This window comes from Candidatus Manganitrophus morganii (assembly GCA_021651055.1).
In the GTDB taxonomy this organism is placed as follows: domain Bacteria; phylum Nitrospirota; class Nitrospiria; order SBBL01; family Manganitrophaceae; genus Manganitrophus; species Manganitrophus morganii.
This window is the reverse complement of sequence record JAJHOH010000001.1, coordinates 1,564,878-1,589,236: the sequence shown is the minus strand read 5'-3', so window position 1 is coordinate 1,589,236 and position 24,359 is coordinate 1,564,878. Positions and strand designations below refer to the sequence as shown.

The window sequence follows — 24,359 nt, the reverse complement described above, 5'->3', positions numbered from 1 at the left end:
ATGGAAATCAGGAAAATAAATGAAGAGGTGGCTTTTAGCGGCCGGCTGACCGCGGAAGAATTGAGCATCCTGCCGCGGCAAGGATATCGGATGTTGGCCGAAGCCGCTTTGCCGGAAGAAATCCAGGAAGGGGAGCGGCATAAGGCGAAGCAGGCGGGGCTCCGTTACGTCGAGATTCCGGTGAATCCTCACGCCTGGTCGCGAGAGAGTTTTTTGCTGCTGGAGCAGCTTCTCTTCCCTCAAAAATCGCGACCGGCGTTGATCTGCTCTCCCCAGGGAAGACGGGCGGGGGTCTTGGCGTTGGTCTGGGATGCGGTTCAGCGCGCCCGCACGGTAGAGGAAACCGAAGCGACCGCCGGCCAATTCGGCCTGAGTCTTCCGGAGATCGCCAAGGAGTACCTCCGGAAGAACAGCCCGGCCTATGAAATCCAGCCGAAAGCGCCCTTCCCCGAGGCGCTTCCTTTTCCAGAAGACGACGAGGTTCTTCCGGGTGACTTTCATCGTCCTCCCGGGGCGTAAACGGTGAGGGACAACCATTTCGTTTTAAATAAATCAGTTTAAAAGGAGGATGTTCATGGACAAGCCATTTCTGACCGACATCAAAACCCTTCGCGAGCGCGCCCGACAGCACATTGAGAACGGGGCGATCACGCCGGTCTACCAAGGGGACGTGCAGACGGCGATCCGTATTTTGAATGAGGCGTTGGCAACCGAAATCGTCTGCACGCTCCGGTATAAAAATCATTACTACATGGCGAGCGGCATCCATGCTCAATCGGTGGCCCAAGAGTTTCTGGAACATGCCAATGAAGAGCAGATGCATGCCGATCAGATCGCGGAGCGGATCACGCAATTAAACGGCAAGCCTGACTTTTCTCCTCAAGGGCTTGCAACCAAGAGCCACTCGGAATATATCGAGGCCGATTCCTTGATCGACATGATTAAAGAAGACCTGGTCGCCGAGCGGATCGCCATTGAAAGTTACACCGAGATGGTCCGCTACTTCGGCGAGAAAGATCCGACGAGCCGGCGGGTGATGGAGGAGGTCCTGGCGAAAGAAGAGGAGCACGCGCAAGATCTGGTCACCCTTTTGGAGACGCTTGATCAGGGACGCTTCAAGGAGAAAGCGGCCTGACGAGGGGCGGGAATCGTGCTTGGGAAAAAAGAGGTTGGAAACAGATCGGAGGGAGCGGGCGGGAGGGACGGCCGCAGTGACCGGCCTCCCGCCGCGTCGCGGAAAAGTACCGGGCTACTCCCACTCCCCCGTGCCCCAGCCGAGCCGCGTGCGAAGGAGATCGTGCCGAGTAATCGTCCCGATCAAGATCCCCTCCCGGACGACCGGCAGGCGTTGGAGCTGGAGGTTTTCCATGATCTTGCTCGCTTCGGCAAGGGATGTCTCCTCATCAATCACGGCCGGAACCCGGCTCATGATTTCTTTCGCCTTAATCTCCTCCAGCCGGCGCGGACCGGGAAGCAGGCGGAGGAGGTCCTGGTCGTTCACCATTCCGATGACGCGCCCCTCCCGGGTAACGACAGGGATCGCGGCGTGGCCGCTGTCGAGGAGCTCGGCGGCGATATCAAAGGCCGATTCGTACTCTTTGACGAAGCGCGGTTTCGCAAGACGAATCTGACCGACCTCTTGGGATTTGACCTTCATGATTCTCCCTCCTTTTGTTTTTTCCGTTTGATGACGCTCTTTATCTGCTCGAAACGCTCAAGATTTGAGGATCGAGACGGAAAAGAGAAGGATCAATAAGCGGTAACGCATCAAGATGATTTCGATCGAAGCGGGATTGCGTTCCCCACCGGCGTGTGCCAGAAGATGGGGCAGCCGACCGATGAGCGTGCCAACATCCCTGATCTGTTTTATCCCACTCTTCCGAATCGTGAGGACCGGGTGCAGAGAGAGGGAAGGGGGTTCGGGGGGCCTTCTCTCACGGATCCATATCGGCTCTTTCATTTCTCCTCCTTATCGGCTGTTCCTGTCCGGAACGATTTTCCCGGCAAAAACCGGAACCGGGCCTTCCATTCCCCTCCTCCCTGAAGCGGCGGGAAAGAGGTTGACCGGCGAGGCGGACGGGGAGGAAAAGCGACGGGGGTGCGTCGCATGCCGCCTCGCCGGTCGGCGGGAACCTGTAATGCTAAGCGGCGTCCAGGGTCAGGAAGAGGGTGTTGCCCCCGCGGTGGACGAGGAGGAGCGCGCTTTGTTCTTTTTTCAGTCCGGAGAGGGCCTTCTCGTATTCGCGGGTGTTCCGGACCGCAGTTCGATTGACCTCCAGGATCACGTCGCCCGCTCTCAGCCCGGCCTCCTCCGCGAGACTTCCGGCCTCGACCCGACTGATGACGACCCCCTCGAGCCCCTTGGGAAGATTCATCTCCCTTGCGGCCTCCGGGGTGAGATTCCGGACCTGGGCTCCTTTCAGAGCGCTTGTTTCCGCTTCCGCCCCTTCTCCTCCAGCCTGGGCGACCTCTTGCGGCTGCTCGCCGGGGGAGAGCTCGATTTCCTTCTCCTTTTTATCTCTGAAGAGGGTAAGCCGGATCTTCTTTCCGACGGCGGTGCCGGCGACCCACTTTCGGAGTTGTGCGGTACTCTCAACTTCTTTCCCATCGATCGCGAGGAGAATGTCGCCCCGCTGGATCCCGGCCGCTTCGGCGGGACTGTCGGGGAGGACGTCGCTGACGAGGGCTCCCTTGGATTCTTTGAGGCCGAACTCTTTGGCCAACTGCGGGGTGACCTCCTGAATCGAGACCCCCAGCCAGCCGCGGGTCACCTTGCCGGTCCGCACCAGGCTCTCCTTGATCGATTTCGCCATTTCGCTCGGCACCGCAAAGCCGATCCCCATGTAGCCGCCGGTGCGGCTGAAGATCGCGGTGTTGATTCCGACCAGTTCGCCCCGCCGGTTGACGAGGGCCCCGCCCGAGTTGCCGGGGTTGATGGCGGCGTCGGTCTGGATGAAGTCTTCATAATCGGCGATGCCGACGTTGGCGCGGCCGACCGCCGAGACGATCCCCATCGTCACTGTCTGGTTCAGCCCGAATGGATTGCCGATCGCCAAAACATACTCTCCCACCTGCAGCTGCTTGGAATCGCCCCAAGGGACGGTCGGAAGATCCTCGGCGTCGATCTTCACAATGGCGAGATCGCTCTTCGGATCGCTACCGATCACTTTTCCTTTGAATTCCCGCTTGTCTCCCAGGAGAACCTCCACCTCGTCGGCATTTTCGACCACATGGTTGTTGGTGATAATGATGCCGCTTGGATCGACGATCACGCCGGAGCCGAGCCCCTGCGATCGCCGCTGCCGCGGCGGGCCCTGCCGATCAAACGGGCGGTCGCCGAAGAATCGTCTGAAAAAGGGATCGTTGAAGGGGTCGTCGTCTTCCCGGCCTTTGACGACCCGCGTCGTTGAAATATTGACCACCGCCGGCGTGACCCGCTTTGCAATGTCGATAAAGAGATCGTCAGGCGGAACGGCGACCTGCAACGGCGCACCCTCCCGATGGATCTCGACCGCCTGGCCGAGGGAGAAGAAATCGAGATGAGACGTAAGAAGACTCCCGAGGATCAGACCGAAGAGGAGGAGCGAAGTTGAAACGAAAAACTTCCTGCCTTTCATAATAAAAGAAACCTCCCGATAAAAATGAATGATCGAAATATCATTATGGTAATGATGACTGTAAATCATTCAGGTTAAGAGAGGATTAATTGAAGATTAAAAAACTCTAATCGTTGCGCAGGGGAAAACGGAGGGTAAAAAGGGTTCCCAGACCGGGGGTGCTGTCGACCTGGATGGTGCCGCTGTGTGCGTGGACGATCCATCGGCAGATCGAGAGCCCGAGACCGCTCCCTTTCGGATGGATCTCACGGGCGGAATCGGAGCGATAGAAGCGGTCGAAGATCTTGGAAAGATCTTCTTTCGGAATGCCGATCCCGGTGTCGGAGACGGTGACTCGCGCGTGGCTTCCTTCCCGAGAGAGGGTGACGATGATTCTCCCTTCTGGCGGGGTATAACGAATGGCGTTTTCGACGAGGTTGAGGAGGAGCTCCCGCAGCCGATCGGAATCGCCTGTAATCGTCGTTTCTTCCCGGCAGTCAAAACGGAGCGAGATCGCTTTTTCCTTTGCGAGAAGCTCCATTTGCGTGAGGGTTTCTTTAAAGAGGGGGGCGAGGGTGACCGGCTTTCTCTCCAGCCGGGCTTCGCCGAGATCGGCCTTTGAGAGAAGGAAGAGCTCCTCGACGATCCGCGAAATCCGGTCGATCTCCTCCAGCGAGCTGGCGAGGGTTTCCTGATACTCCTCCATCGTCCGCGCCTGCCGCAGCGCCAGCTCGGTCTCCCCCTTGAGGATCGTCAAAGGGGTTCGAAGCTCATGCGATGCGTCGGCGGAGAACTGGCGGAGGCGCTGAATCGACTCTTCCAATTGCGCGATCATGGCGTTGAATGTTTCGGCCAGCCGAGAGAGCTCGTCTTGGCCGGCATGGACCGGGATTCGGCGGGAGAGGTCGCCCGCTGTGATTCGACGCGCGACTTGCGCCATGGCATCGACCGGCTGGAGCGCCCGAAGGGTGAGGAGCCATCCACCGGCCACCGCCAAGAGGAGGGTGGCGGGGAAGAGAAAAAGAAGGATCAGTCGAAGCCGTTGCAGCACTTTTTCCAAATTTCGGAGCGAGCCGCCGACCTGGAGAATGTTGACCAGCCGCCCGTTTTGGATCACCGGGTAGGTGACCCATCGAATCTTCCCCCGATCTGGATCGATAAAGGTCTCATAGGTAAATTTGCCCTGAAGGGCGTTGTTGAGGGCTACTTCCGTTAGGGGATAAGTCCGTTTGGAGAGATTGCGTGATCGGGCGCCGAAGCGGCCGCGGGGATCGAAGAGCTGAAAGAAATTGCTGGTGGGATCGGGGTTGTCGAGCTGTTGTAGTAGGGCCTCGATGTCGAGCTCCGGAAGGGGGGGGCTGCGGTCGAGGGAAGCACGCGCCAGGGCTTCCGCGGTGGAGCGAAGCGAGAAGTCGAAATCGGAATGAAGGTTTCTCGACAGATAAACGAAGAGGAGCAGTCCGACGAAGAGGAAAGCCACCCCCAGGATGGTGCCGTACCAGAGGGCGAGCCGCCCCCGGATCGATGCGGGCCAGCCCCATCGATTGAGATTAGGCTTTGAGGACATAGCCGACCCCCCGGACGGTCTGGATCAAGGGGCGCTTGAAGCCGCGGTCCACCTTGTTCCGAAGGTAATTGACGTAAACATCGATCACGTTGGTGAAGGTATCGAAATGGATGTCCCAGACATGCTCCGAGATCATCGATCGCGTCAGGACCCGGTTCGGATTGCGCATGAAATATTCGAGAAGGGCGTACTCCTTGGTGGTCAGTTCGATCTTCTGTCCCGCGCGGCGGACCTCGTGCGTCACCGGATCGAGGGTGAGATCGTCGGCCTGGAGCAGCGGCGCCGTCACCCCTCCCCGTCGCAGCAGCGCGCGGACGCGGGCGAGGAACTCCTCAATCGCAAACGGCTTGACGAGGTAATCATCGGCGCCGAGGTCGAGTCCTTTCACCCGGTCGCCGATCGCCGTCCGGGCGGTGAGGATGAGAACCGGAACCTTGAGCCCCTTTTGCCGCAGCCACTGCAGAACCTCCAGCCCCCCTTTTTTCGGGAGGGTCAGATCGAGGATGATCATATCGTATGGAACCACCTCGATCTGATCGATGGCCGCTTCCCCGTCCCCGACCACATCGACGGCATAACTTTCCTCCTCAAGCGCCCGCCGGACGAATCGGGCGACCTTCTCCTCATCCTCCACGACTAAAAAACGCATAGGGGCGAGTATAACACATCTTATTTTGCGTTGAAACGGCGGGCCGAGGAGCCGCCCGGTCGGCCGGTTCCGGAAGATGACTGCGCAAGATTTTGAGATTGTATTCCGCCGAAGAGTTCATTATATTGAGGCCGTTTGTCGGAGTCGATCGCCTGGGCGCGATGAAAGGAGAAAGCGGTGTGTCGATTATTGTTGAGCGTGTTCTTGTTCGTCTGGATGGGGATGGTCTCCCCCGCTTTTGCGGGGGGATTCGAAAAACGCGGCGGCGAAGCGACCCTCGATTTGACCTTTCAGGATGAAGAGGATATCGGAACGTTCATCTCCGTGAATGGGTCTGTTTTGTTTATCTTGGCCGGCGGTTACTTCGAGATCGGGCCGGTTTATTCATACGCCCGTATTGAAGGGGATGATGGGTCCTTTTTCGACGGTTATGGTTTCGGACCTCGCGCGGAGATCAATTTTCTACCGGATCTTTCGGCGACGCCGTTTATCACCGGTTCGTTCCTTTTCTTGGGCGGGGATTTGGGCGATGTATTCGATGATGAGGTGTCGGTCGGGGTCGGGATTAAGATCTTCATCGGCGATTCTGCAGCGCTTCGGATTACCGGAAGCCGGATCACCCGTTCAGGCGAGCCGGGATTGGCGGATCAAGAAGCAACGTTGATCACCGCCGGTTTCTCTGTTTTTCTTGGGGATTGATAGAGAAAAAATCGATTACCGAAGCGATTCTAACCGTGTCCATCCCTTGCCGCCGTCGACGGTTTTATAGAGCCCTTTTTCGGAGGAAAGGTAAATGACCTCGGGCCGGGTCGGATGGATCGCAATCGCGTAGATCGTGCCGACCCCCTTCTGGCAGCCGGCCATTAAGAAAAAAGAGAGGAATAAGAGGGCGATTGCCGATCGGGGATTTCGGATTGAAGAGCGAAAAGATTTTTTCTTTTAATCCGCAGTCCCCAATCCGAAATCCGCAATGCCTCTACTCTGTCATTTTGCTGAGGCCGGTCCAGGTGCCGAACCATTTGTTCCCCTGCGCGTCGAAGGCAATCGAGAAGACATTGTTGTCTTGGAGGCCGTCGGCGGTGGTGTAAGTCCGCCATGACTGACCGTCGAATCGGGAGACGCCGCGGTCGGTCCCCGCCCAGAGAATTCCTTTGGAGTCGATCTCCAGCGCGTGAACGAAATTTCCGCCGATCGTCCCGCTGCCGGCGGTGTAGGTCGTCCATCGCCTTCCATCGAATCGGGAAAGCCCCGCCCCCCACGTGCCGACCCAGATATGGTTTTCCCGATCAACGGCGATGTCGAGGACAAAATTGGGATTCGCGGTTTGGTTCTCTTTGTTTCCTCGGCCGTGATGGCCTTCCTCGTACGCTTCATCCTTCGGTCGTGCGATGGCGGGAGGACCGATCTCCGCCCCCAGCCCGTCGCGATGGGTGAAACCGGTCCAGTTCTTTCCGTCGAAGCGGTTGATTCCCCCTTCGGTTCCGAACCAGAAATTTCCATCGTGGTCCTTCGCGATGGCATAGACCCACTTGTCGAGGAGACCATCTTCTTCGTGATACGTTTTAAAGGTTTTTCCGTCGAAGCGGCTGACCCCGTCCCAGGTGGCGATCCAGGCGGTGCCGTCCGGATCGAAATAGATGTCGTAAACCCACAGGTCGCCCAACCCGTTCCCGGCGGGATAAATAGTCCAGGCCGCATCATAAGTAATTCGACCGCCGCCGTACGGTGTGTAGGTGACCCACTCCCTCCCGTCAAACCGGGAGAGACCGCCGCCGTAGGTGCCGACCCACTTTCTCCCTTGCGGATCGACCGAGACCTTATAGATTCCTTTGGCGAGGAGACCCTGCGTCGATCGGACGGTGAAGATCTCGTGGCGATCGGGGGTGCGGGTGTCGTATCGGATCAGACCGCTTGCCAGACCGAGCCAGAGATCATCCCCCTCGAATGCGAGGCTCTTCACATTCGCGCCGGTCTCAAAATTGACGAAGCGGGGAGGGAGGGCCGGCGGGGCTGTCGAAGCAGGGGGGGCGACGGGGGCGGGCTGGGAACAGGCCATGAGAAGAAGGGTAAGGAAAATGAAAGAAAGTCGCATTTTCAATGCGTCATCGGCTCCGTTTTTGTTGACAAACAAAAAAGTTGGTAGTATTCTACAAAAACATTGCTCGAATAACAAGCACGTTGCGCTTGTTTTTCCGGGCGAACGTCGGGCGGATAGCTCAGTTGGTAGAGCGTCGGCCTTACAAGCCGAAGGTCACAGGTTCAATCCCTGTTCCGCCTACCACTTCGGGAGCGGCGGCGGGGATCGGGACCGGAGGCGCAGTGAGGCACCCGGTTCAGACGTTGCATATCAAAATTTGGAAAGGTCCTGGGGGGCCGTAGTTCAGCTGGTTAGAACGCCGGCCTGTCACGCCGGAAGTCGCGAGTTCGATCCTCGTCGGCCCCGCCACCTCGCTGTTATCGAAAGCGGCAGGCCATCCCTATCATGATTGAAATTCTTTCCGCCCATCCCGAAGGTGGGCGCGCTTATCGAAGGGAGAACCCACTGTTTTGCCTCTGAGCGCAGGTTCACAAGTTTCTATTTTTGATCTGGTTCTTTCCGCAGGTATTGTCGCAAAGATTGTCCTTCTTCTCCTCCTTCTCGCTTCGATCGTAACCTGGGCGATTATCCTGTACAAGTGGATGACCCTTCGAAAGGCCGAGGCCGAGAACCGGCGATTTTTAGTCCTCTTCTCGAAAATCGACGACCTGCTTGAGATCCAACAGAAGGCCCTCCAACGGAATGAGGGTCCGATGGTGATGGTCTATCAGGCGGCGATCGATAAAATGCGCCCCTACCTTGAGAAGGACGGGGAAAATGCTCCCCCCGCCATCGATGGAAACCGCCCGATGCTCTTGACCAGCCTTCAGCGCACCCTAAGGAGCGGTGTGCAAGACGAAATGGCCCATCAAGAACGCTACCTTCATTTTCTCGCGACCGTCGGGAACACCGCCCCCTTCGTCGGACTGTTCGGAACCGTCTGGGGGATCATTAATGCCTTTCAGGAGATCGGCCGGCAGGGGAACGCCAACATTGCGTCGGTCGCCCCGGGTATTTCCGAGGCACTCGTCGCCACGGCGGCCGGCCTTTTTGTGGCGATTCCGGCGGTGATGGCATATAATATCTTTATAAACAAAATCCAAAAAATGGAAGTTCAGTTGGAAGTCTTCGCGGCGGAGCTCACCTCTCTGGTGGAGGAGAAGCTGTTTAGCCTGCAGAGCAGCCGGAAGGTGAGATAGTTTTTTTCTTGCCTCCGAATCGCCAACCGTGCGAAACCGTGAAGGAGAGAGTTCTTCAACGGGAAGCGAATAGGGCAAACGGCTGAGCCGGGTTGCCCCTTCGATCTATAAAGAATGCGCAAGAGAGAATACAAATGATGTCGTCGTCGACAGGCCGCCAGCGAAAATTGTTGGCCGAGATCAATATTATTCCCCTGGTCGATGTCGTTCTCGTTTTGCTCATCATCTTTATGGTGGCCGCCCCGCTCCTTTACCGGGGGATGGACATCAAGCTGCCGCAGGCGGCGACGAATACCATCAAGCCGGAAGAGCGAAAAGTACTGACCATCGAAAAGAACCAAGCCATTTATTTAGATAAGGAAGAAGTCGGATTGGCCCGTTTGGAGGGAAGGCTCCAGGCGCTGAAAGGGAGCTCTCCGGAGGTGTCGATCTATCTTCGTGCCGATCGGGAGGTTCCCTATGGTACAGTTGTCCAAGTGATGGATTTGATCAAACGCGCCGGAATCGACAAGCTCGGCATTGTGACGGAACCGCTTCAGCAAGATTCTCCTTCCCGTTAGACTCATGTGAGGCCCCAGCGCGCGCTTTATCCGTTGCGCCAACGCGCCAGTATGATAATAGCGCCCGGCGCGCAAGGACAAAGGCCTTCTCCGCCAGAAACGAAGATCACCTCCTTATTAAGGGGGTGAACGAGCGGAATCGGCGGCGCATTCCCCGGTTCGCCGTTCACGATCAGTTGAAGCAGCGTCATTGTCCCACAGGCGTTCCGTCCAGAGATGGTTCGGAGTTCCCAGTGACCGACGCTGCGGCCGCATCGGCTGTTTTTAGGGGATTGAATGGGTGGATCGATGTCAGCCGTCCGTTGGAATTCGGATTGGGTCTCCGGGAGTGGGGCGATCCTCCGCCGTGCGGAGGGTCTTTCCAAAATGATGGTCCTCTCTTTGGTCCTTCATGTCGCATTTTTTTCCTTTGCATTGTATGGGCGGTCTTTTTTGGGATTCTCTCCCTCGGCATTCCAGAGCTATCAGGTGACGTTGGTTCCCCCGTCGTCCGCGCCGCCGATGCCCTCGATCGCTCCCGCGCCGCGCGCGCCGGCGCCGGCAGCCCCTGTTTCCCGGCCTCCTTCTCCGCCCGTTGCTCCGCCGGCGGAAGCGTCAAAGCCCCTTTCTTCAAAAGGGGTTCCCCCGGTCAAAGAAGATCCGGAGCGATTGCAAGACTGGTGGAAAAAAAAAGCAGGATCAATTAAAATACCAACGGTTCAAAAACCGAAAAACGATCCGGCCCCTCCGGCGCCGACACAAACGGTGAAACGACCCATGGCCACCCCCGCTCCCGTGGAAACAAACCCGACGGCATCCCAAGGAGAAACCGCCGCGCCGCCGCAACCCGTCGTGCCATCCACCTCGGCCCCGAGTGCCGCGCCGAGCCAGGAGGCGAGCAATCCGTCGCTCGTTGCGACCGGAAGCGCTTCGCTTAATACATCCTTATTTAAATATCCTTATTACCTCAAGAGTCTCGAGAATAAAATCAGCGGGCAATGGTCCCCCCCGCCGGTCCTCCTCGATGAACAGATTGTCGGGGCGGTTGTCCAGTTCAACGTCACCCGGAGAGGCTCGATCGAATCGGTTGAAATCGAAAAGAGCTCCGGCAACAGTCAGTTCGACCAGGCCGCTTTGAGGGCAGTCTATAACGCGAATCCGCTCCCTCCGCTTCCAGAGGGGCTTTCGGAGGATCCGTTGAAGGTCCATTTCAGTTTCACCCTTCAGAAGGGATCGTGAGCGTGCGGGTCAGGATTTTCGTTTTACTTCTTTTAGGGTTTTTTGCGGCGGCGGGGGGAAGCGATGCGGCCGATGTCTTCATCGGGACGACCCGCTCAGGCTACGAGAAAATTCCTTTAATGATCGTTCCCTTTCAGGGGGAGGGTTCGAGCGCCGAGCAGGTCTTGCTCGCCGAAACGGTCCTGCGCGCTGATCTGGAGCGATCGCAATTCTTTACCATTGTCGAGCGAAGCAAGGTGGCCTCCGCCACCGGAAAGACCAGCGCGCCGGAGGCGGCCCTCATCGCGGATGCCGGGAAAGCAGGTGTTCAGGTCTTGGCCTGGGCCAAATTGATCCCCAAAGGGGACGATTGGGCCCTGGAGAGTTACGCCTATGAGACCGCCAAGGGGGAGCAGGTGGTCGCGGTGCGGATGATCGGCGATCGGAAATCGGTCCGGATGATGGCGCATCGCTTCGCGGATAAACTTGTCTCTCATTTCACGGGGGAGCCGGGGATCGCTCAGACAAAAATCGCCTATGTTTCGGATATCACCGGCAAGAAAGAGGTCTATTTGATGGATTACGACGGCGCCAATGAAATGCGGGTCACCGCCGATCGAAATATCGTCATCTCTCCCCGCTGGTCGTCTGATGCCGGGCAGATCGCCTATACTTCTTACCGTGAGGGGAATCCCGATATTTATTTTCTGGATCTTGGAACCGGGCGCCGTCAGCGGATGGTTTCCTTCCCGGGGCTCAATATCTCGGCCGCCTGGTCGCCGAAGGGGGACCGGGTCGCCTTCGCGACGACGAAGGACGGCAATGCGGAAATTTATACGATGCGGCCGGACGGCACCGAATTAAAGCGGATCACCTTCAATACGGCGGATGACCTCTCTCCCTCCTGGTCTCCAACCGGAAGGCAGATCGCTTTTACCTCCGATCGGGGGGGAACCCCTCAAATTTATGTGATGGATGCCGACGGATCGAACGCCCGCCGGTTGACGTTCAACGGGAACTACAATACTTCTGCGTCATGGTCTCCGAAAGGGGATTGGATCGCTTACGCCTGTCGGAACGAAGAGAGATGGCTGAAGATTTGTATCGACAGCGTCGATGGTCAACAATCCATGCGGCTGACCGAAAGCGGAGCATGGGATGATGAATCTCCCTCCTGGGCCCTCAATGGGAGGGATTTGACCTTTACATCGAATCGGACCGGGAAAAATCAGATCTACACGATCCATGCAGATGGAACCGGATTGATCCGCCTGACCTCGAACGGGGCCAGCAACACCGCCCCGGCTTGGTCGCCCAAGTAAGGTAAAGAAACGTTCGGAACGAGGAATGCGGAATGTAGAATATTTCGACCCCGCATGCTCTGCACCGAACGCCGCATTCGAAATCGTTCACGGAGGAAAATAAATGAGAAGAAGTCTCTCAACCTTTGCAGCGCTGGTTATCTTATTCTCATCGGTCGTGTTAATGGGGTGTCCTAAAAAAGTCCCCTCGACCGAAGGGTCGGCCGGGCTCTCGAGAGAGCGGTCAGGAACGGAAAATCAGGGGGAGCCTGGATCGGACGGCCGGTCCCTTCCTCCCCCTCCGACGGAAGAGCGGCTTGACCCGATGGCAAAAGAGGCGCCGATGCCCGATGGAGTGCCGTCCGGCGGGGCCGAAGGCGGAGAGCGGGGCACTTCGCTTCAGGATGTCTTCTTCGAATTTGATCAGTGGCTGATCCGGCCGGAATCGCGGAAGCTTTTGGAGGCCGATGCCGAATGGCTTGCAGCCCATCCGGAGGCGAAGATTCAGATCGAAGGGCATGCCGATGAACGGGGGACCGAAGAGTACAACCTGGCGCTCGGTGAGCGGCGGGCCAAGTCGGTGATGAATTTTCTGGTCAATCTGGGGGTCAGCCCCTCCCGGCTCTCTTCCATCAGCTACGGTGAGGAAAAGCCCTTCTGCAGCGACCCGTCGGAGAGCTGCTATGAGAAGAACCGCCGGGCCCATTTTTTGATTGCCCCGCGATAGATCGATTGATCTATGGAGCCGTCGTGAACGGGAGGAGGAATGTGATGCGTTATTCCGTATTTTTGCTGGCGGGGATGATCTTGCTTCAGGGATGCGGATATTCTCTCCGAATGGTCGATGTCGCCGAGGAGAATCGCGAGCTTCGCAACAAGAGAGAGACGGAAGCGATGGTTTTCCAACTCGACGGTCAAATGAAGGAGATGCAAGCGCAGGTGACGAAGCTTCAGTCCGAGTTAAAGCAGACCCGGGAAGAGAGCCGAAAGGCCGTCGCCGACATTCAGAAACGAAGGGCCGACATGGACGTCCGTTTCGATGAGAGCGACGTCCAGCTTCGAATGGTTCAGGGACGGCTGGAGCGGGAGGAGCGCCGGCGCGCCGACCTCCTCCAGCAGGTCGACAACGCCGCCTTCCGCCTAAACGAGCAGGAAAAAAAGTGGGAGGGTTTTCAAAAAAACCTCCAGGCGCAGATCGAAGAGCTGAAGAAGGTCAATGCCGTTCTTCAGAAACATTCCGAAGAGCAGGAGGGACGGCTCAAGGAGATGACCGGACAGATCGGACAGCTGACGCAGGAGATCCCCTCCTCCCTCACCGCCCAGGCGGCGCAGCTCGACGAGTTGGGGAGGCAAATGCAGCGGGTGAGCCAGAATGGAGAGGTCGAGCAGCTGGGGAAAAGCCTGGCAGATCTTTCGGGCGCGCTCAACCTTCTCGGCGAGAAAATCACGGCGAAGGTCGATGAACAGGAAAAACTGTTGAACAAAACGACCAAACGGCTCCAGGCGCTGGAATCGAAGCTGGCCCCGAAGGGAAAGCAATCCTCGGTTCAGGAGGAGACCCCGAGCGGGGCGAGCCCGGCAGAAGCCGGTGAAACGGTCAACACCGCTTGGCATGAGTAAATCGTTTTAATCGGTCGTTTTCGGCTGATCCTGTTCCTCGGGACGGCCGCTGGACGGCGGGGCGATCGAAAAAGATGCGCGTTCGCTCGAGCCCGTCGGGGTAACAAGAGACAAAAAAAATCGGGTGGCGATACAATCGGTCATCAGTTTGTCATAGGGAGGGTCTTTAATGAAAATGAGATCAGGTTTTTGGGTGTTGGTCGGAGTCGGTCTGCTGTTGGTGCAAACGGGATGCGGGAAAAAAGTCACCCCCGTGTCGGGCACGGCGGCGTTGAGCGAGGAGAGCGCCTCTGGAAGTCTTCCTTCGGGAGGGGTGACGGAAGAAGGAATTCGGGAAGAGCGGGTTCAGAGCGATTCCATGGCGATGCAGGATGGCGCGGGTGATCCGACGGCCCCGTCCGCGAATGAAGAGGCCGGCGAGCTGCTCGATATCTTTTTTGAATTCGACCAGGCGATCTTGAAGGAAGAGTCGAAGATGAATCTTCAGAAGAACGCCCAGCGTTTGATGACCGAAAGGGTGAAGATTCGGATCGAGGGACACGCCGATGAGCGGGGGACCGAAGAGTACAACCTGGCGCTCGGTGAGCGGCGGGCCCAAGCGGTGAAGCGCTTCTTGACTGCGCTCGGCGTCGATAAGAACCGGATCAACACGATCAGCTTCGGCGAAGAGCGGCCATTCTGCAAAGAGCCGAGCGAGAACTGCTACAAAGAGAATCGCCGGGCCCATTTTGTGTTGACGCCATAACATGTCACGGAGGAGACGCTTGGATTCTCTTCGAAACGGTTTTTGGGGGGGGATGGTTTTATTCATCTCTCTGACGGGGTGCGCGCTTCAGTCGAGCATGGTCGAGATGGAAAGTGACGTCGATACGATGCGGAGGCATAATCGAGAGCTTCAAGGCCGCCTCGAGCGGCTTGAAAAGGGGGCGCTGACCCCCGGCGCCCCCGCCTCCGGTTCGAAGCTCCCGGCGGATATGGTCGTCCGGATGGACGGTTTGGGGACCGACCTGCAGATGCTGACCGGCCGGGTAGACGAGGGAAATCATCTCCTCTCCTCCCTGGCGAAGCGGATGGAGGACCAATCGTTCCGAACGGAAGAATTGTTGAGCCGGCTCGATGCCTTGGAGGCGCGGGTTCAGGCGTTGGAGAAGGGGGCCCCGGTCAAGGCCCCCGATCCCAACGAGGGAAAAACGATTCTGCCGGGAAGGACGATCGATCCGAAATCGAGAGGGGCCTCTCTGACGCCGACCGAGGCATATAATCTCGCCTATAACGACTATCTCAGGGGGAATTACGACCTCGCTATCAGCGGGTTCCAGACTTTCGTCCAGCAATATCCCGACTCTGGGCTGATTCCGCAGGCGATTTATTGGACCGGCGAGAGCTACTATAATAAGCGATCGTACAACAAGGCGATCGAGCAGTTCGAGCAGGTTCTTCAGCAATATCCGAAGAGTGAAAAAGCCCCGAACGCTCTCTTGAAGGAAGGGTTTGCTTACCTGGAAATGGGCGACCGGATCAAAGGGAGGCTCTTCCTGAAAAAGGTCATCGAGAATTTTCCCAATTCCAACGAATCGAACCTCGCCAAGGACAAGCTCGCCGGCCTTCGATAATACCCACGGACTGTAGGGGCACACCTGCGTGTGCGCCCCTGCCATGATAGATATTAGGTATCCCGTGCCGAAGATTAATATCCTTCCAGAAGGCTTAGCCAACAAGATCGCCGCCGGCGAAGTCGTCGAGCGGCCCGCGTCCGTCGTCAAGGAGCTGGTTGAGAATGCCGTCGACGCCGGGAGCCGCCGGATCTTCGTCTCCCTATTAGAGGGGGGGATCCGCCGGATTGCGGTGCAAGACGACGGCGAGGGGATGACACGCGAGGATGCGCTCCTCGCCTTTCAGCGGCACGCGACGAGCAAGGTGGCGGAAGAGGCCGATCTTTCCACCATCGCGACCCTCGGATTTCGGGGGGAGGCCCTTCCGAGCATCGCGTCGGTTGCGAAAATCCGGCTGGTCACCCAAGCCGCAGCGGAGACCGAAGGGACCGAAGTCCTTCTGGAAGGGGGGCAGGTGTTGGGGGTCAAAGCGGTCGGCGCCCCGAAGGGATCGCTCTTCGAGGTGAGCGATCTCTTCTACAACACCCCCGCGCGAAAGAAGTTTCTGAAGTCGGCGCAGACCGAGCTGAGCCATGCCAGCGATGTGCTCTTCCACCTGGCGCTTTCTCACCCGATGATCCATTTTCGACTCACCCACGGGAAGAAGGTCCTTCTAGACGCGCCCGCCGTATCCGATCTGAAAGACCGAATCCTCCAGCTCTTCGGAGAAGACGTTTTCGTGCGGCTGATGGAGGCCCAAGGGGAGGGCCACCTCTCCACCGGAAAGTCTCTTGAGGAGGGGGAGGAGAAGGGACTCTACGTCGATACTTTTTTCTCCCGCCCGCCGCTTCGGGGGAACCACCGAAAGGACCAATATCTCTTCGTCAATCAACGTCCGGTCCGAAGCCCCCTTCTCTCCCACGCCGTTTATGACGCCTATGGAAGCTATTTGATGAAGGGAGAGCATCCGTTCTTCATCCTCTTTCTCTCGATCGATCCGGCGGCGGTCGATGTCAATGTCCACCCGATGAAGCGGGAGGTCCGCTTCCAGCAGTCCGATCCGGTCCATGAGGCGGTTCGCCGCGTCATCCGAACGACCCTTTCCTTCGCCGGGATGGATGAACTGCCGGTGGCGGTGCCGCTCGAGCGGCTGATCCCGATCCAGCCGAATCGGGCGGACCGTAACCAGCCGCCACCATCGCGATGGATCGGATGGCCTGAGCGGGCCGCAGAGGCCGGTGCCGCGTACTGGTCGGCTGAAAAGGGAATCCTCCGGACGGAACAGGTACGGAATCAGGAACAGATTGGTTTTCACCCTGCATTCTCCGCTGCTCATTCCGCATCCCCCCTCATTCGCCCCTTAGGGCAGATCTATGGAACCTTTCTCCTGGCGGAGATCGAGGGGGAGTTTGCCCTGATCGATCAGCACACGGCGCACGAGCGGATTCTCTACGAGCGTTTCCTCGAGCGATGGCGCGCGCTGCAGCATCCTCCGATTGAAGGAAAAGGCGATGCCGGCCCGTTCAGCGCCGTGCAGCCGCTGCTCGTTCCGCAGCAGATCGATCTCCCCGTCACGAAGGCGGGTCTCTTGAGGGATTATCTGAAAGATCTGGCCCTTTTCGGGTGGGGGATCGAACATTTCGGGGAAACGACCTTCCTGGTCCGCGAGGTGCCGGCATTGATCTCCAAGATCCGTCTCGAATCGTTCCTCCACGATTTGACGGACGATCTGGCGCAGACGGAGGTCTCTTCGAAGGCGGAGCAGCCGATCCTGAACGTCATCGCTTCGATGGCCTGCCACGGTGCGATCCGGGCGAACCAGCCGCTGACCCCGCCGGAGATCGAGGCGCTCCTGAAAGATTATTTCGAGATGAAGACCCCGCCGACCTGTCCGCACGGCCGGCCGATTCTCCTCCGATATCCCCTGTTAGAACTGGAAAAACTCTTCCGAAGAAAATAACCTGCCTCGGTGTCTACCGGGGATGGAAATCATCCCTCATGACAGCCCCAATGTCCGAAGAAGCGCTTCCAAAACGCGCTCCGCGCTGAAATACTCTTTCGCGATCTTTCGCGCCGCGCGGGCGTGCCGGGGATAGTCCGATTCAATCGCCTCCACCGCGGCGACGATCTCCTCGAGGGTGTTGAAGGCGAAGAGTCCCTCCCCGGTGGGGAGGCGGTCTCCGAAGCCGGTGTCTTGCGTGATCACCGGACGGCCGGCGGCGAGATAACAGGCGCTCCGCTCGCTGAACCAGCCGCTCCGAAGCCGGACGTTCTGGTCCTTGGCGACGGTAAACTCTCCCCGGGAAGCCCAGAGGTAGTCCCGATAGCGCCAGGGATCGAGAGTGAACGCGTGCGCGTCGGCCATCCGCCATCCTTTTGTTTCAAGGAGCGAGCGGCTCTCGGCGTCGAGACCGGCGAGGCCGAGAGCAATTTCGACCGGCGGGGCGATCCGGCGGGGAAGGTCGATGAACTTCAGGAATTCGCGATCTTTGCTCCAATAATAGACCTCGCCGCCAAATTCGATTTCCCCCCGCTGCCGCCAGTTCGCCACCGTGGTATACACCTCGCCGGGGGGAGGGGCCCCTTCCCAGAGGTCGAGGAGGACCGGCTGGCGGGTCCGGGCGCGAAGCCGGGGGAGGGGCGGGATCGGGCAGTCGGGATCTCCGATCTTCTCGCCGTAGGTGACGAAGTCGTCGTGTTCTTCCAAAAGCCATTTTCTCTCTCCATGAGAGACCGCAATTTCATCGCCGACCGGATCGGTCCCGAAATAGATGAGCCGGCCGACCTTCAGCCCCTCTTCCGCGAACTTCGTCGCCCCCGCCACATTCAGCACGGCGTCGGCTTCGGCCAACAGGGTCTCCGCCTCGGCCCGCGCCATCCCGAGCCACCCTTTGTCCGAGTAGCTGCGGCGATAGGCCCACCGCCCCTTCATCCCAAACGCCTCCGCTACCCTCGCCAGGTACGGGGCCGCGTAGTCGGAATCGTTCACGTGCATTTGACGGAGCGGATCATACGGCCACTGCGAGGTCGTCTCGAAATAGTAAACCTCGTGGCCCAGGCGGCGCAGGCCGACCGCGATCTGCATGTGCATCCAGGCCATGCCGGCATAGGGATTGTTGGCCAGCGTTCCGACCACGATGAGACGCTGTTTCCTCACGGCATTTCCTCTTTCAGGGGGATCTTCGGCTCGCCGAAACGCGACGCCGCGGCGACATACTCGGCGGGATCGGAATGGAGATAAACCAACCGTCCCCGTTCGATCACGAGGAGCAGATCGCAATGCCGCAGGGTGCTCGGCCGGTGCGAAATCAAGAAAGTGGTCCGCCCCTGCATCAGGCGCCCCATCGCCTCCATGATCTCGGCCTCGGTCTCAGTGTCGACGGAGCTGGTCGGCTCATCCAAGATCAGCAGCGGCGCGTTTTTCAGAAAAGCGCGGGCGAGCGAGATCCGCTGCCGCTCCCCTCCCGAAAGACGCATCCCCCGCTCGCCGACCAGGGTGTTGTACCCCTCGGGAAGGCGGGTGATGAAGTCGTCGGCATGGGCCGCTTGGGCGGCGGCGATGATCTCTTCCCGGCCGGCGTCGGGACGGGCATACGCGATGTTCTCCGCGATCCGGGTCGAGAAGAGGACCGGCTCCTGCAGCACGATCGCGAACTGGCTGCGCAGGTCGGCCAATCGATAGTCGCGCAGATCGACGCCGTCGAGCGCGATTTCACCCTCGGTCGGGTCGTAGAATCGCATCAGCAGGCTGATCAAGGTCGTCTTGCCGGCGCCGGTTTTGCCGACCACCCCGACCCGCATCCCCGGCTCGATGACAAAGGAGATCTTTTGCAGGATCGGATGGTCCCGATCGTACCCAAAGGAGACCTCGCGAAAGATCACCCCCCCGCCGGCCCGCCGGAGGGGGCGGGCGTCGGGGCGCTCGGTCACCTCGGGAAGCTCATCGATTAATTCAAAGGCGCGCTGCGCGCCGGCGAGCGACGATTGGACCGTCGCCGCCTGCCGGATGATCGACCGCAGCGGGCCATAAAGTTGCGTCAGATAGGTGATCACGATCAACAGCTCCCCCAGCGTCAGCCGCCCCGACAACACGTGCCGGGCGCCGATAAAGAGGACCGCCGCGGTTCCCGCCGCGATGACCAAGTTGATCACCAGTCCGAAGAGCCCTTCCGCCAAGGTGAGCCGAAGCCGCGCCCGCATTCCGGCCCCCGATTCTTTGGAGAAGCGTCCCTCTTCCCGCGCTTCCTGCCCGAAGGCCTTCACCACCCGGACAGCGGTGAGGACCTCTTGAACCACCTTCAAAGCGTTGCTCTCCAGCCCTCGGACCGCGTGATAGTCGGCGCGCATTCGGCGGTTGTATTCCAGGGAGAGGAGAAAGAGAAAGGGGGAGACGGCCAGGGCGATGAGCGCCAGCGATCGGTCGATCTGGGCGGTGATGAGGATCATCGAAATCAGGGTGACGATCGAGGTGACGAGCGGGATGGCGCCGTGAATCGTGACCCACTGGATCGAGGGGGCATCGTATTGGATCCGGTAGATCGAGTCGGCGGTTCCCTTCGCATCATGGAAGGCGAGCGAGAGGCGCTGGGCATGGCGAAAGAGGGCCGATCGGAGGCGGAGGGTGAGCGCCTCGCCGGTATAGGTTTTTAAAAAATAGGTCGCCAGCTCCTGTGCTTGGCCGAGGAGGACAATGACGATTTGCAGGACGGCGACGGTCCCGAGAAGGCGCAGCGGCGTCGCGGCGGCCCAATCGGGGAGAAGGAGGTCGATAAACCGGGGGAGCGGGGCAGCGCCGATGACATTGTCGACGGCGATCTTCAGCGGCAAGGGGGTCAGAAGAAACAGGGGAGAGGCGAGGAGGTCGACGATGAGAATCAAGACGAGAAGGGGCCAAGCCGGGCGGGCCTGACCGAGAATTCTTCCATAAAGCTTCAGATCAGTCGATCGGAGCCGTCTCATCTGCTACAGCGCTCCTCCTCGGTTCGCTCGATGGCGGCGAGAAAGGCCGAGAGCCCCCGGCCCCCTTCCCGGATCGTCCGCCAGAAGAGGAAAAGGGTCGCTGCGCCGAAGAGGCCCGCGGGGATCCAGGCCCCGTCTCCCGCGGCGGCGGCGGCGAGGAGGAGCGCCAGGATCATGAGAATTCCCCCTTCCGATCGGATTCCGGGTTGGAGACGGTAACGAACGAGCTGTCTTCCCCCGCCATGTTCTTCGATCACCATTTGCAGCCGGGCGGTCCCCAGAAGCCCCCCCCGCAGCTCCAGGTCCCACGAATCAAAGTCCCCGCCGCATCGAAGATGGGGTGTTGCGCCGCTTTCTTTCAAGGCCGCCTCCAGGGCGCCGAGTCGCGATTCGGCCGATTTCCAGGTTTCACTCCAGGAGACCACCTTCCGGCGAAAAGGGAAGAGCCATCCTTCTCGACCTTTTCTCTCTTTCCCGTCTTGGCTATCCCCATCCGGACGCCGCCAGGGGGAGAGGCCGTGGCGCAGCCGGCCGATCAGACGCGCCAGCGGTTGCACCAGGTGAAGCAAGGCGGTGATTGTCCGCAGCTTGAACCGGGCCGCTCCGCAGGGGGCGCTATGAAAGAGGGCACGCCCGGAACTGAACCAGGCCTGGAGGAGCGGGATGCCGGCCGCCAGAAGAAAGAGGGGAAGGGCCGCCAGAAGCGGGCTCCAGAGGGGGCTGAGCAGAGAGAGCCCGCCCAGGAAAAAGATCAGAAGGAACCATTCCGGCATCAGCGGAAGCGACGCCAGGGTGGTGGGGTGAGGCTCATAAAGCGATTGGAACGGGGCGCTTCCCCAGGTGCCGTGGTAGATCCGGGTGCGCCATCGGCCGAGCGGCGCGGTCCAGCCCCTTCCGTAGAGTCGTCCGGCCCAGGTCAGATGGCCGGCGGCGTTATATTTTTCCGGCCACTTTCGCGCAAGGAGCGCCTCCGCCTTGCCGTACCCCTGTTGCTGTTTCCAATACCGGACCACGGAGTTGCGACGATGGTGCCAGACCATCGCCGCGGGGCTGAAGCCGAGGGTCCCCCCCCGCTGCTGCAGCCGCCAGCAGAGATCGACGTCATCTCCCGCGGCGCGAAATTGCGGATCGCAGCCGCCGACTTCCAGCAGCGCCGATTTCCGAAACGCCATGTTGCACCCCGGAATGTGCTCCGCCTCCTGATCGGAGAGAAGGACATGCACCGGGCCGCCCGGTGCATTGGCGACGCATTCGGCGATCGGTCCATCCCCCGGCGGGGGGAGATTCGGTCCCCCCACCCCGACATGGGTCGTCCGCATAAAGGTAGAGGCGAGGTAGGTGAGCCAATGGGGATCGGGGTAGGCGTCGTCATCGATATAGGCGACGATCTCCCCCTGTGCCGCCGCGAGGCCGGTGTTCCGGGCGCTTGCCAGGCCGCGGTTCTCCGTCCGGATCAACTGAAAGCCGAACTCTTTTGCGATGGCGGCCGTTTCGTCGGTGGAGCCGTCATCGACGACGATCACTTCGAAGTTCGGATAGTCGAGGCGTAGGAGCCCTTCGAAGCAATCGCGAATCGTTCCGGCGCCATTATAGCTGCAGACGACGACGGAGATCATCGGCCAGGGGAGATCGGGCGGGAAGGGGATCTCCGCGAAAGCCTTTCCGACGGCGGCCAAAGCTTGCTTCGGCTTTCTCTCCCGGGTGGTCAGGCCGAAATCCCAATCTTCGATTTCATATCCGCCGCGGTGCCACTCATCGGTCCAGGAGAAGATGAAGGCGCCGGCGCAGCCGGCGGCAAAGGTGGTCCGGATCTGCCAGTCGAGGGTTCGCGCCTGATTTTCCTCCCCATTGCGGCGACTGTCGAGGCCGATCTCGGCCATCATCAGCGGCCGCTCCCCCGCGATATTCTGGAGGCGGGCCAGATAGGCATCGAGAGAGGTCTGTGATTCGAGGTAGACATTGAAGCAGACCAGATCGAGAAACGGGAGCTGAAGATATTCGGTCGTGGGATAGTTGACATAGGTGACCAGCGCCCCCGGATCTTCCTCCTTGGCCGCGAGGTAAAGACGCTCCAAATAACGCTCCACCCGGGCGGGCTCATGCCAGCGGACGATCGGCGCCGGGATCTCATTGCCGATGGAATAACAAAGGAGCGCCGGATGCCCTGCGCAGCTGGCCACACCGGAACGGAGACGTTTTTCGATCTGCGCGGACCGGTCGAACTCATCGAGGAAGGCGACATGTTGTTCCCAGGGGAGGCCGACCATCACCCGCAGGCCATGCTGCAGCGCCGAATCGAGAAGCCAGCGGGGAGGAACCGTATAGGTCCGGACCGCATTGATCCCGTTCGCAGCCATGAGGGCGAAATCGGCCTCGGCCCGATCGGGAGAGTACTCCTCTTGCCGCGGCCCCTGCGGGCGGAAAGTGCCGTAGGTCACGCCGCGCAGAGACCACTTTTCGTCTCCGACATAAAGGAATTTTCCTTTGATCGTCGGCCGCTGAAACTGGGAATCGGCCGGAACGATCCGGTGAGCGATCTGGGCACTGGTTTTCGGGGGGTGAAAGGTTTTGATCTCAGGCATCATCTTCTGCTTCCCTTCTCTCTATTCAGCTTCGGTTCTGCATTTAGGCTCAACATGTAGGCGTACACTCCGCCGCCACCGGTTGAAGTGATGACGCATCGCTCGATGCGGAAGTCATCGTGCCGATGATGTTGGATCATCGGTAAACGGGACTCGGGGGTGAACGATGGTCTGCAAGGGGTCAGGTGATCTGCATCACAAGAGGACCTCTTCATTGGTATGATTTCGGCCGGAGGGGCCGGTGGCGGGGGTGGCGCAGATCGGTATACAAACGGGAGAGGCCGGGAAGATAAGAGGGAAATGGACCATAACATCCTTTCTACAGATGGTTTACGGGAAAGAGGCTGGCCTCCATAGAGCGAAGATGGTATATAAGGGGCGACGCCGGCCGACACTTCGGTCCGTTCGCCGCATCGCCGCCCTCTGCACGCGATACAATCGTTTATCACTATGGTAGGCTTTGCGTCCAAGCTGTGTCAAGGAGGGAGATCGATTTCAGCTTCAGGTGAGGAAAAGAAAGATCTTTGGTTGATTCTCGTCGGCCCGACCGCCGTCGGCAAGAGCGCCGTTGCCGAGCGGCTGGCGCTGGCGCTGGGGACCGACATCCTGGTGGCCGACTCCCGCCAGATCTACCAGGGGATGGATATCGGGACCGATAAACCGTCGCCCGAATCGCGGGCCCGGGTGCCGCGTCACTTGATCGATCTTGTCCCTCCCGACGGTTCCTTTTCGGCCGGGAAGTTCAAGATGCTGGCCGAGGAGAAGATCGCCGCGCTTTCCCGGGAGGGAAAGCCGATCTTTATCGAAGGGGGGACCGGCCTTTATATCAAAACCCTCTTGTACGGATTGTGGGAGGGGCCGCCGGCCGATTGGGATCTCCGGCGGCGGCTGCTTCAAGAAGAGAGCGAGAAAGGAGAAGGGATCCTTCACCGGCGGCTGGCCGAGGTCGATCCCGCGGCGGCGGAGCGGATCCATCCGCGCGATCTCCCGAAGCTGGTTCGGGCGCTGGAGGTTTATCATCAGACCGGCCGCCCCATCTCCGAAGTTCATGCGGCCCACCGGTTCGCCGAGCCCCCGAAGGGGACCTACTGTCTGATCGGATTGCGGCGCGACCGTGAAGACCTTTATCAACGGATCGAGCAACGGGTTGAAGCGCAGATCGCAAAGGGGCTGATCGAAGAGACGGCGGGTCTTCTCTCGGCCGGTTTTTCACCGGAGCTTCCTTCCATGCGGGGATTGGGATACAAGCAGATGACCCGGTACATTCGGGGCGAGCAGACGCGGGAAGAGGCGATCGCGACGCTGAAACGTGATACCCGTCACTACGCGAAACGGCAGATGACCTGGTTTCGGGCCGACCCAAAGATCGAGTGGATCGATCTTCGTCCGGATGAAGCGCCGGAAGAGGTTGCCGACCGGATTCTGCGCTTGAAGTATTTGAAGAGTATGCTATAATCCTG

The 24,359-nt window shown here is 59.4% G+C and carries 23 protein-coding genes and 2 tRNA genes; 15 read left to right on the top strand and 10 right to left on the bottom strand.

Annotated elements, in window-relative coordinates; translation table 11 throughout:
• Both MCM46_07095 and MCM46_07090 read left to right on the top strand, forming a co-directional pair.
• The gene (locus MCM46_07095; protein ID MCG3111576.1) at positions 1-519 is read left to right on the top strand and encodes a hypothetical protein; all 519 of its coding nucleotides are present in this window, start codon (positions 1-3) and stop codon (positions 517-519) included.
• A gap of 55 nt (positions 520-574) precedes the next feature.
• Positions 575-1,135 (top strand): hypothetical protein, encoded by a 561-nt coding sequence (locus MCM46_07090; protein MCG3111575.1) that lies wholly within the window; start codon positions 575-577, stop codon positions 1,133-1,135.
• A 114-nt stretch (positions 1,136-1,249) separates the two neighbouring features.
• Here the strand turns inward: MCM46_07090 and MCM46_07085 are convergent, their stop codons facing one another.
• The 5 genes from MCM46_07085 to MCM46_07065 form a co-directional block, all read right to left on the bottom strand.
• The gene (locus MCM46_07085; protein ID MCG3111574.1) at positions 1,250-1,657 is read right to left on the bottom strand and encodes a CBS domain-containing protein; all 408 of its coding nucleotides are present in this window, start codon (positions 1,655-1,657) and stop codon (positions 1,250-1,252) included.
• A 57-nt stretch (positions 1,658-1,714) separates the two neighbouring features.
• Entirely contained in the window at positions 1,715-1,960 is a 246-nt protein-coding gene (locus tag MCM46_07080) for a hypothetical protein (protein ID MCG3111573.1), read from the bottom strand.
• A gap of 181 nt (positions 1,961-2,141) precedes the next feature.
• Complete coding sequence (locus tag MCM46_07075; protein ID MCG3111572.1) at positions 2,142-3,617, bottom strand: DegQ family serine endoprotease; 1,476 nt, start codon at positions 3,615-3,617, stop codon at positions 2,142-2,144.
• Between the two features lie 106 nt (positions 3,618-3,723).
• Complete coding sequence (locus MCM46_07070; protein ID MCG3111571.1) at positions 3,724-5,163, bottom strand: heavy metal sensor histidine kinase; 1,440 nt, start codon at positions 5,161-5,163, stop codon at positions 3,724-3,726.
• On the bottom strand, positions 5,147-5,812 hold the full coding sequence (locus tag MCM46_07065) for a response regulator transcription factor (protein ID MCG3111570.1): 666 nt from the start codon (positions 5,810-5,812) through the stop codon (positions 5,147-5,149). Before MCM46_07065 ends, MCM46_07070 begins: the two co-directional genes overlap by 17 nt.
• 177 nt (positions 5,813-5,989) lie before the next feature.
• Between MCM46_07065 and MCM46_07060 the strand changes: the two genes are divergently transcribed.
• The gene (locus tag MCM46_07060) at positions 5,990-6,511 is read left to right on the top strand and encodes a hypothetical protein (protein ID MCG3111569.1); all 522 of its coding nucleotides are present in this window, start codon (positions 5,990-5,992) and stop codon (positions 6,509-6,511) included.
• Positions 6,512-6,526: 15 nt separating this feature from the next.
• On the opposite strand, the gene MCM46_07055 is transcribed toward MCM46_07060, so the two are convergent.
• Positions 6,527-6,676, bottom strand: coding sequence for a hypothetical protein (locus MCM46_07055; protein MCG3111568.1), 150 nt, complete (start codon positions 6,674-6,676; stop codon positions 6,527-6,529).
• A 112-nt stretch (positions 6,677-6,788) separates the two neighbouring features.
• Positions 6,789-7,904 (bottom strand): hypothetical protein, encoded by a 1,116-nt coding sequence (locus MCM46_07050; GenBank protein MCG3111567.1) that lies wholly within the window; start codon positions 7,902-7,904, stop codon positions 6,789-6,791.
• A 113-nt stretch (positions 7,905-8,017) separates the two neighbouring features.
• Between MCM46_07050 and MCM46_07045 the strand changes: the two genes are divergently transcribed.
• The 11 genes from MCM46_07045 to mutL all read left to right on the top strand — a co-directional run bounded on the left by MCM46_07045 (position 8,018) and on the right by mutL (position 17,318).
• Positions 8,018-8,093 (top strand) — tRNA-Val (locus MCM46_07045).
• A gap of 88 nt (positions 8,094-8,181) precedes the next feature.
• Positions 8,182-8,258, top strand: a tRNA-Asp gene (locus MCM46_07040).
• Positions 8,259-8,359: 101 nt separating this feature from the next.
• Positions 8,360-9,088, top strand: a complete 729-nt coding sequence (tolQ, locus tag MCM46_07035; GenBank protein MCG3111566.1) for a protein TolQ — start codon at positions 8,360-8,362, stop codon at positions 9,086-9,088.
• Between the two features lie 134 nt (positions 9,089-9,222).
• Positions 9,223-9,648 (top strand): biopolymer transporter ExbD, encoded by a 426-nt coding sequence (locus tag MCM46_07030; protein ID MCG3111565.1) that lies wholly within the window; start codon positions 9,223-9,225, stop codon positions 9,646-9,648.
• Between the two features lie 276 nt (positions 9,649-9,924).
• Positions 9,925-10,866 (top strand): TonB family protein, encoded by a 942-nt coding sequence (locus MCM46_07025; GenBank protein ID MCG3111564.1) that lies wholly within the window; start codon positions 9,925-9,927, stop codon positions 10,864-10,866.
• 2 nt (positions 10,867-10,868) lie between these two features.
• Positions 10,869-12,167 (top strand): Tol-Pal system beta propeller repeat protein TolB, encoded by a 1,299-nt coding sequence (gene tolB, locus MCM46_07020; GenBank protein MCG3111563.1) that lies wholly within the window; start codon positions 10,869-10,871, stop codon positions 12,165-12,167.
• A 103-nt stretch (positions 12,168-12,270) separates the two neighbouring features.
• Complete coding sequence (gene pal, locus MCM46_07015) at positions 12,271-12,873, top strand: peptidoglycan-associated lipoprotein Pal (protein MCG3111562.1); 603 nt, start codon at positions 12,271-12,273, stop codon at positions 12,871-12,873.
• Positions 12,874-12,917: 44 nt separating this feature from the next.
• Positions 12,918-13,766 carry a hypothetical protein gene (locus MCM46_07010; GenBank protein MCG3111561.1) on the top strand — a complete coding sequence of 283 codons (849 nt, stop codon included), beginning with the start codon at positions 12,918-12,920 and terminating at the stop codon, positions 13,764-13,766.
• A 169-nt stretch (positions 13,767-13,935) separates the two neighbouring features.
• Complete coding sequence (gene pal / locus MCM46_07005) at positions 13,936-14,511, top strand: peptidoglycan-associated lipoprotein Pal (protein MCG3111560.1); 576 nt, start codon at positions 13,936-13,938, stop codon at positions 14,509-14,511.
• 19 nt (positions 14,512-14,530) lie between these two features.
• Positions 14,531-15,379: a tol-pal system protein YbgF gene (gene ybgF, locus MCM46_07000; GenBank protein ID MCG3111559.1), complete on the top strand. Its 849-nt coding sequence runs from the start codon at positions 14,531-14,533 to the stop codon at positions 15,377-15,379.
• Positions 15,380-15,443: 64 nt separating this feature from the next.
• On the top strand, positions 15,444-17,318 hold the full coding sequence (gene mutL, locus MCM46_06995) for a DNA mismatch repair endonuclease MutL (protein MCG3111558.1): 1,875 nt from the start codon (positions 15,444-15,446) through the stop codon (positions 17,316-17,318).
• A gap of 36 nt (positions 17,319-17,354) precedes the next feature.
• Here mutL and MCM46_06990 read toward each other — a convergent pair whose 3' ends face one another.
• The 3 genes from MCM46_06990 to MCM46_06980 are packed head-to-tail and all read right to left on the bottom strand — an operon-like array spanning position 17,355 to position 22,902.
• Positions 17,355-18,515 (bottom strand): hypothetical protein, encoded by a 1,161-nt coding sequence (locus MCM46_06990; protein MCG3111557.1) that lies wholly within the window; start codon positions 18,513-18,515, stop codon positions 17,355-17,357.
• Positions 18,512-20,317 (bottom strand): ABC transporter ATP-binding protein/permease, encoded by a 1,806-nt coding sequence (locus MCM46_06985; protein ID MCG3111556.1) that lies wholly within the window; start codon positions 20,315-20,317, stop codon positions 18,512-18,514. Before MCM46_06985 ends, MCM46_06990 begins: the two co-directional genes overlap by 4 nt.
• On the bottom strand, positions 20,314-22,902 hold the full coding sequence (locus tag MCM46_06980) for a glycosyltransferase (GenBank protein ID MCG3111555.1): 2,589 nt from the start codon (positions 22,900-22,902) through the stop codon (positions 20,314-20,316). The genes MCM46_06985 and MCM46_06980 overlap by 4 nt, the downstream gene beginning before the upstream one ends.
• Positions 22,903-23,427: 525 nt before the next feature.
• On the opposite strand from MCM46_06980, the gene miaA reads away from it, so the two are divergent.
• A complete protein-coding gene (gene miaA, locus MCM46_06975) occupies positions 23,428-24,354 on the top strand; it encodes a tRNA (adenosine(37)-N6)-dimethylallyltransferase MiaA (protein ID MCG3111554.1) in 927 nt (308 codons plus the stop codon).
• The last annotated feature ends 5 nt before the right edge of the window (positions 24,355-24,359 follow it).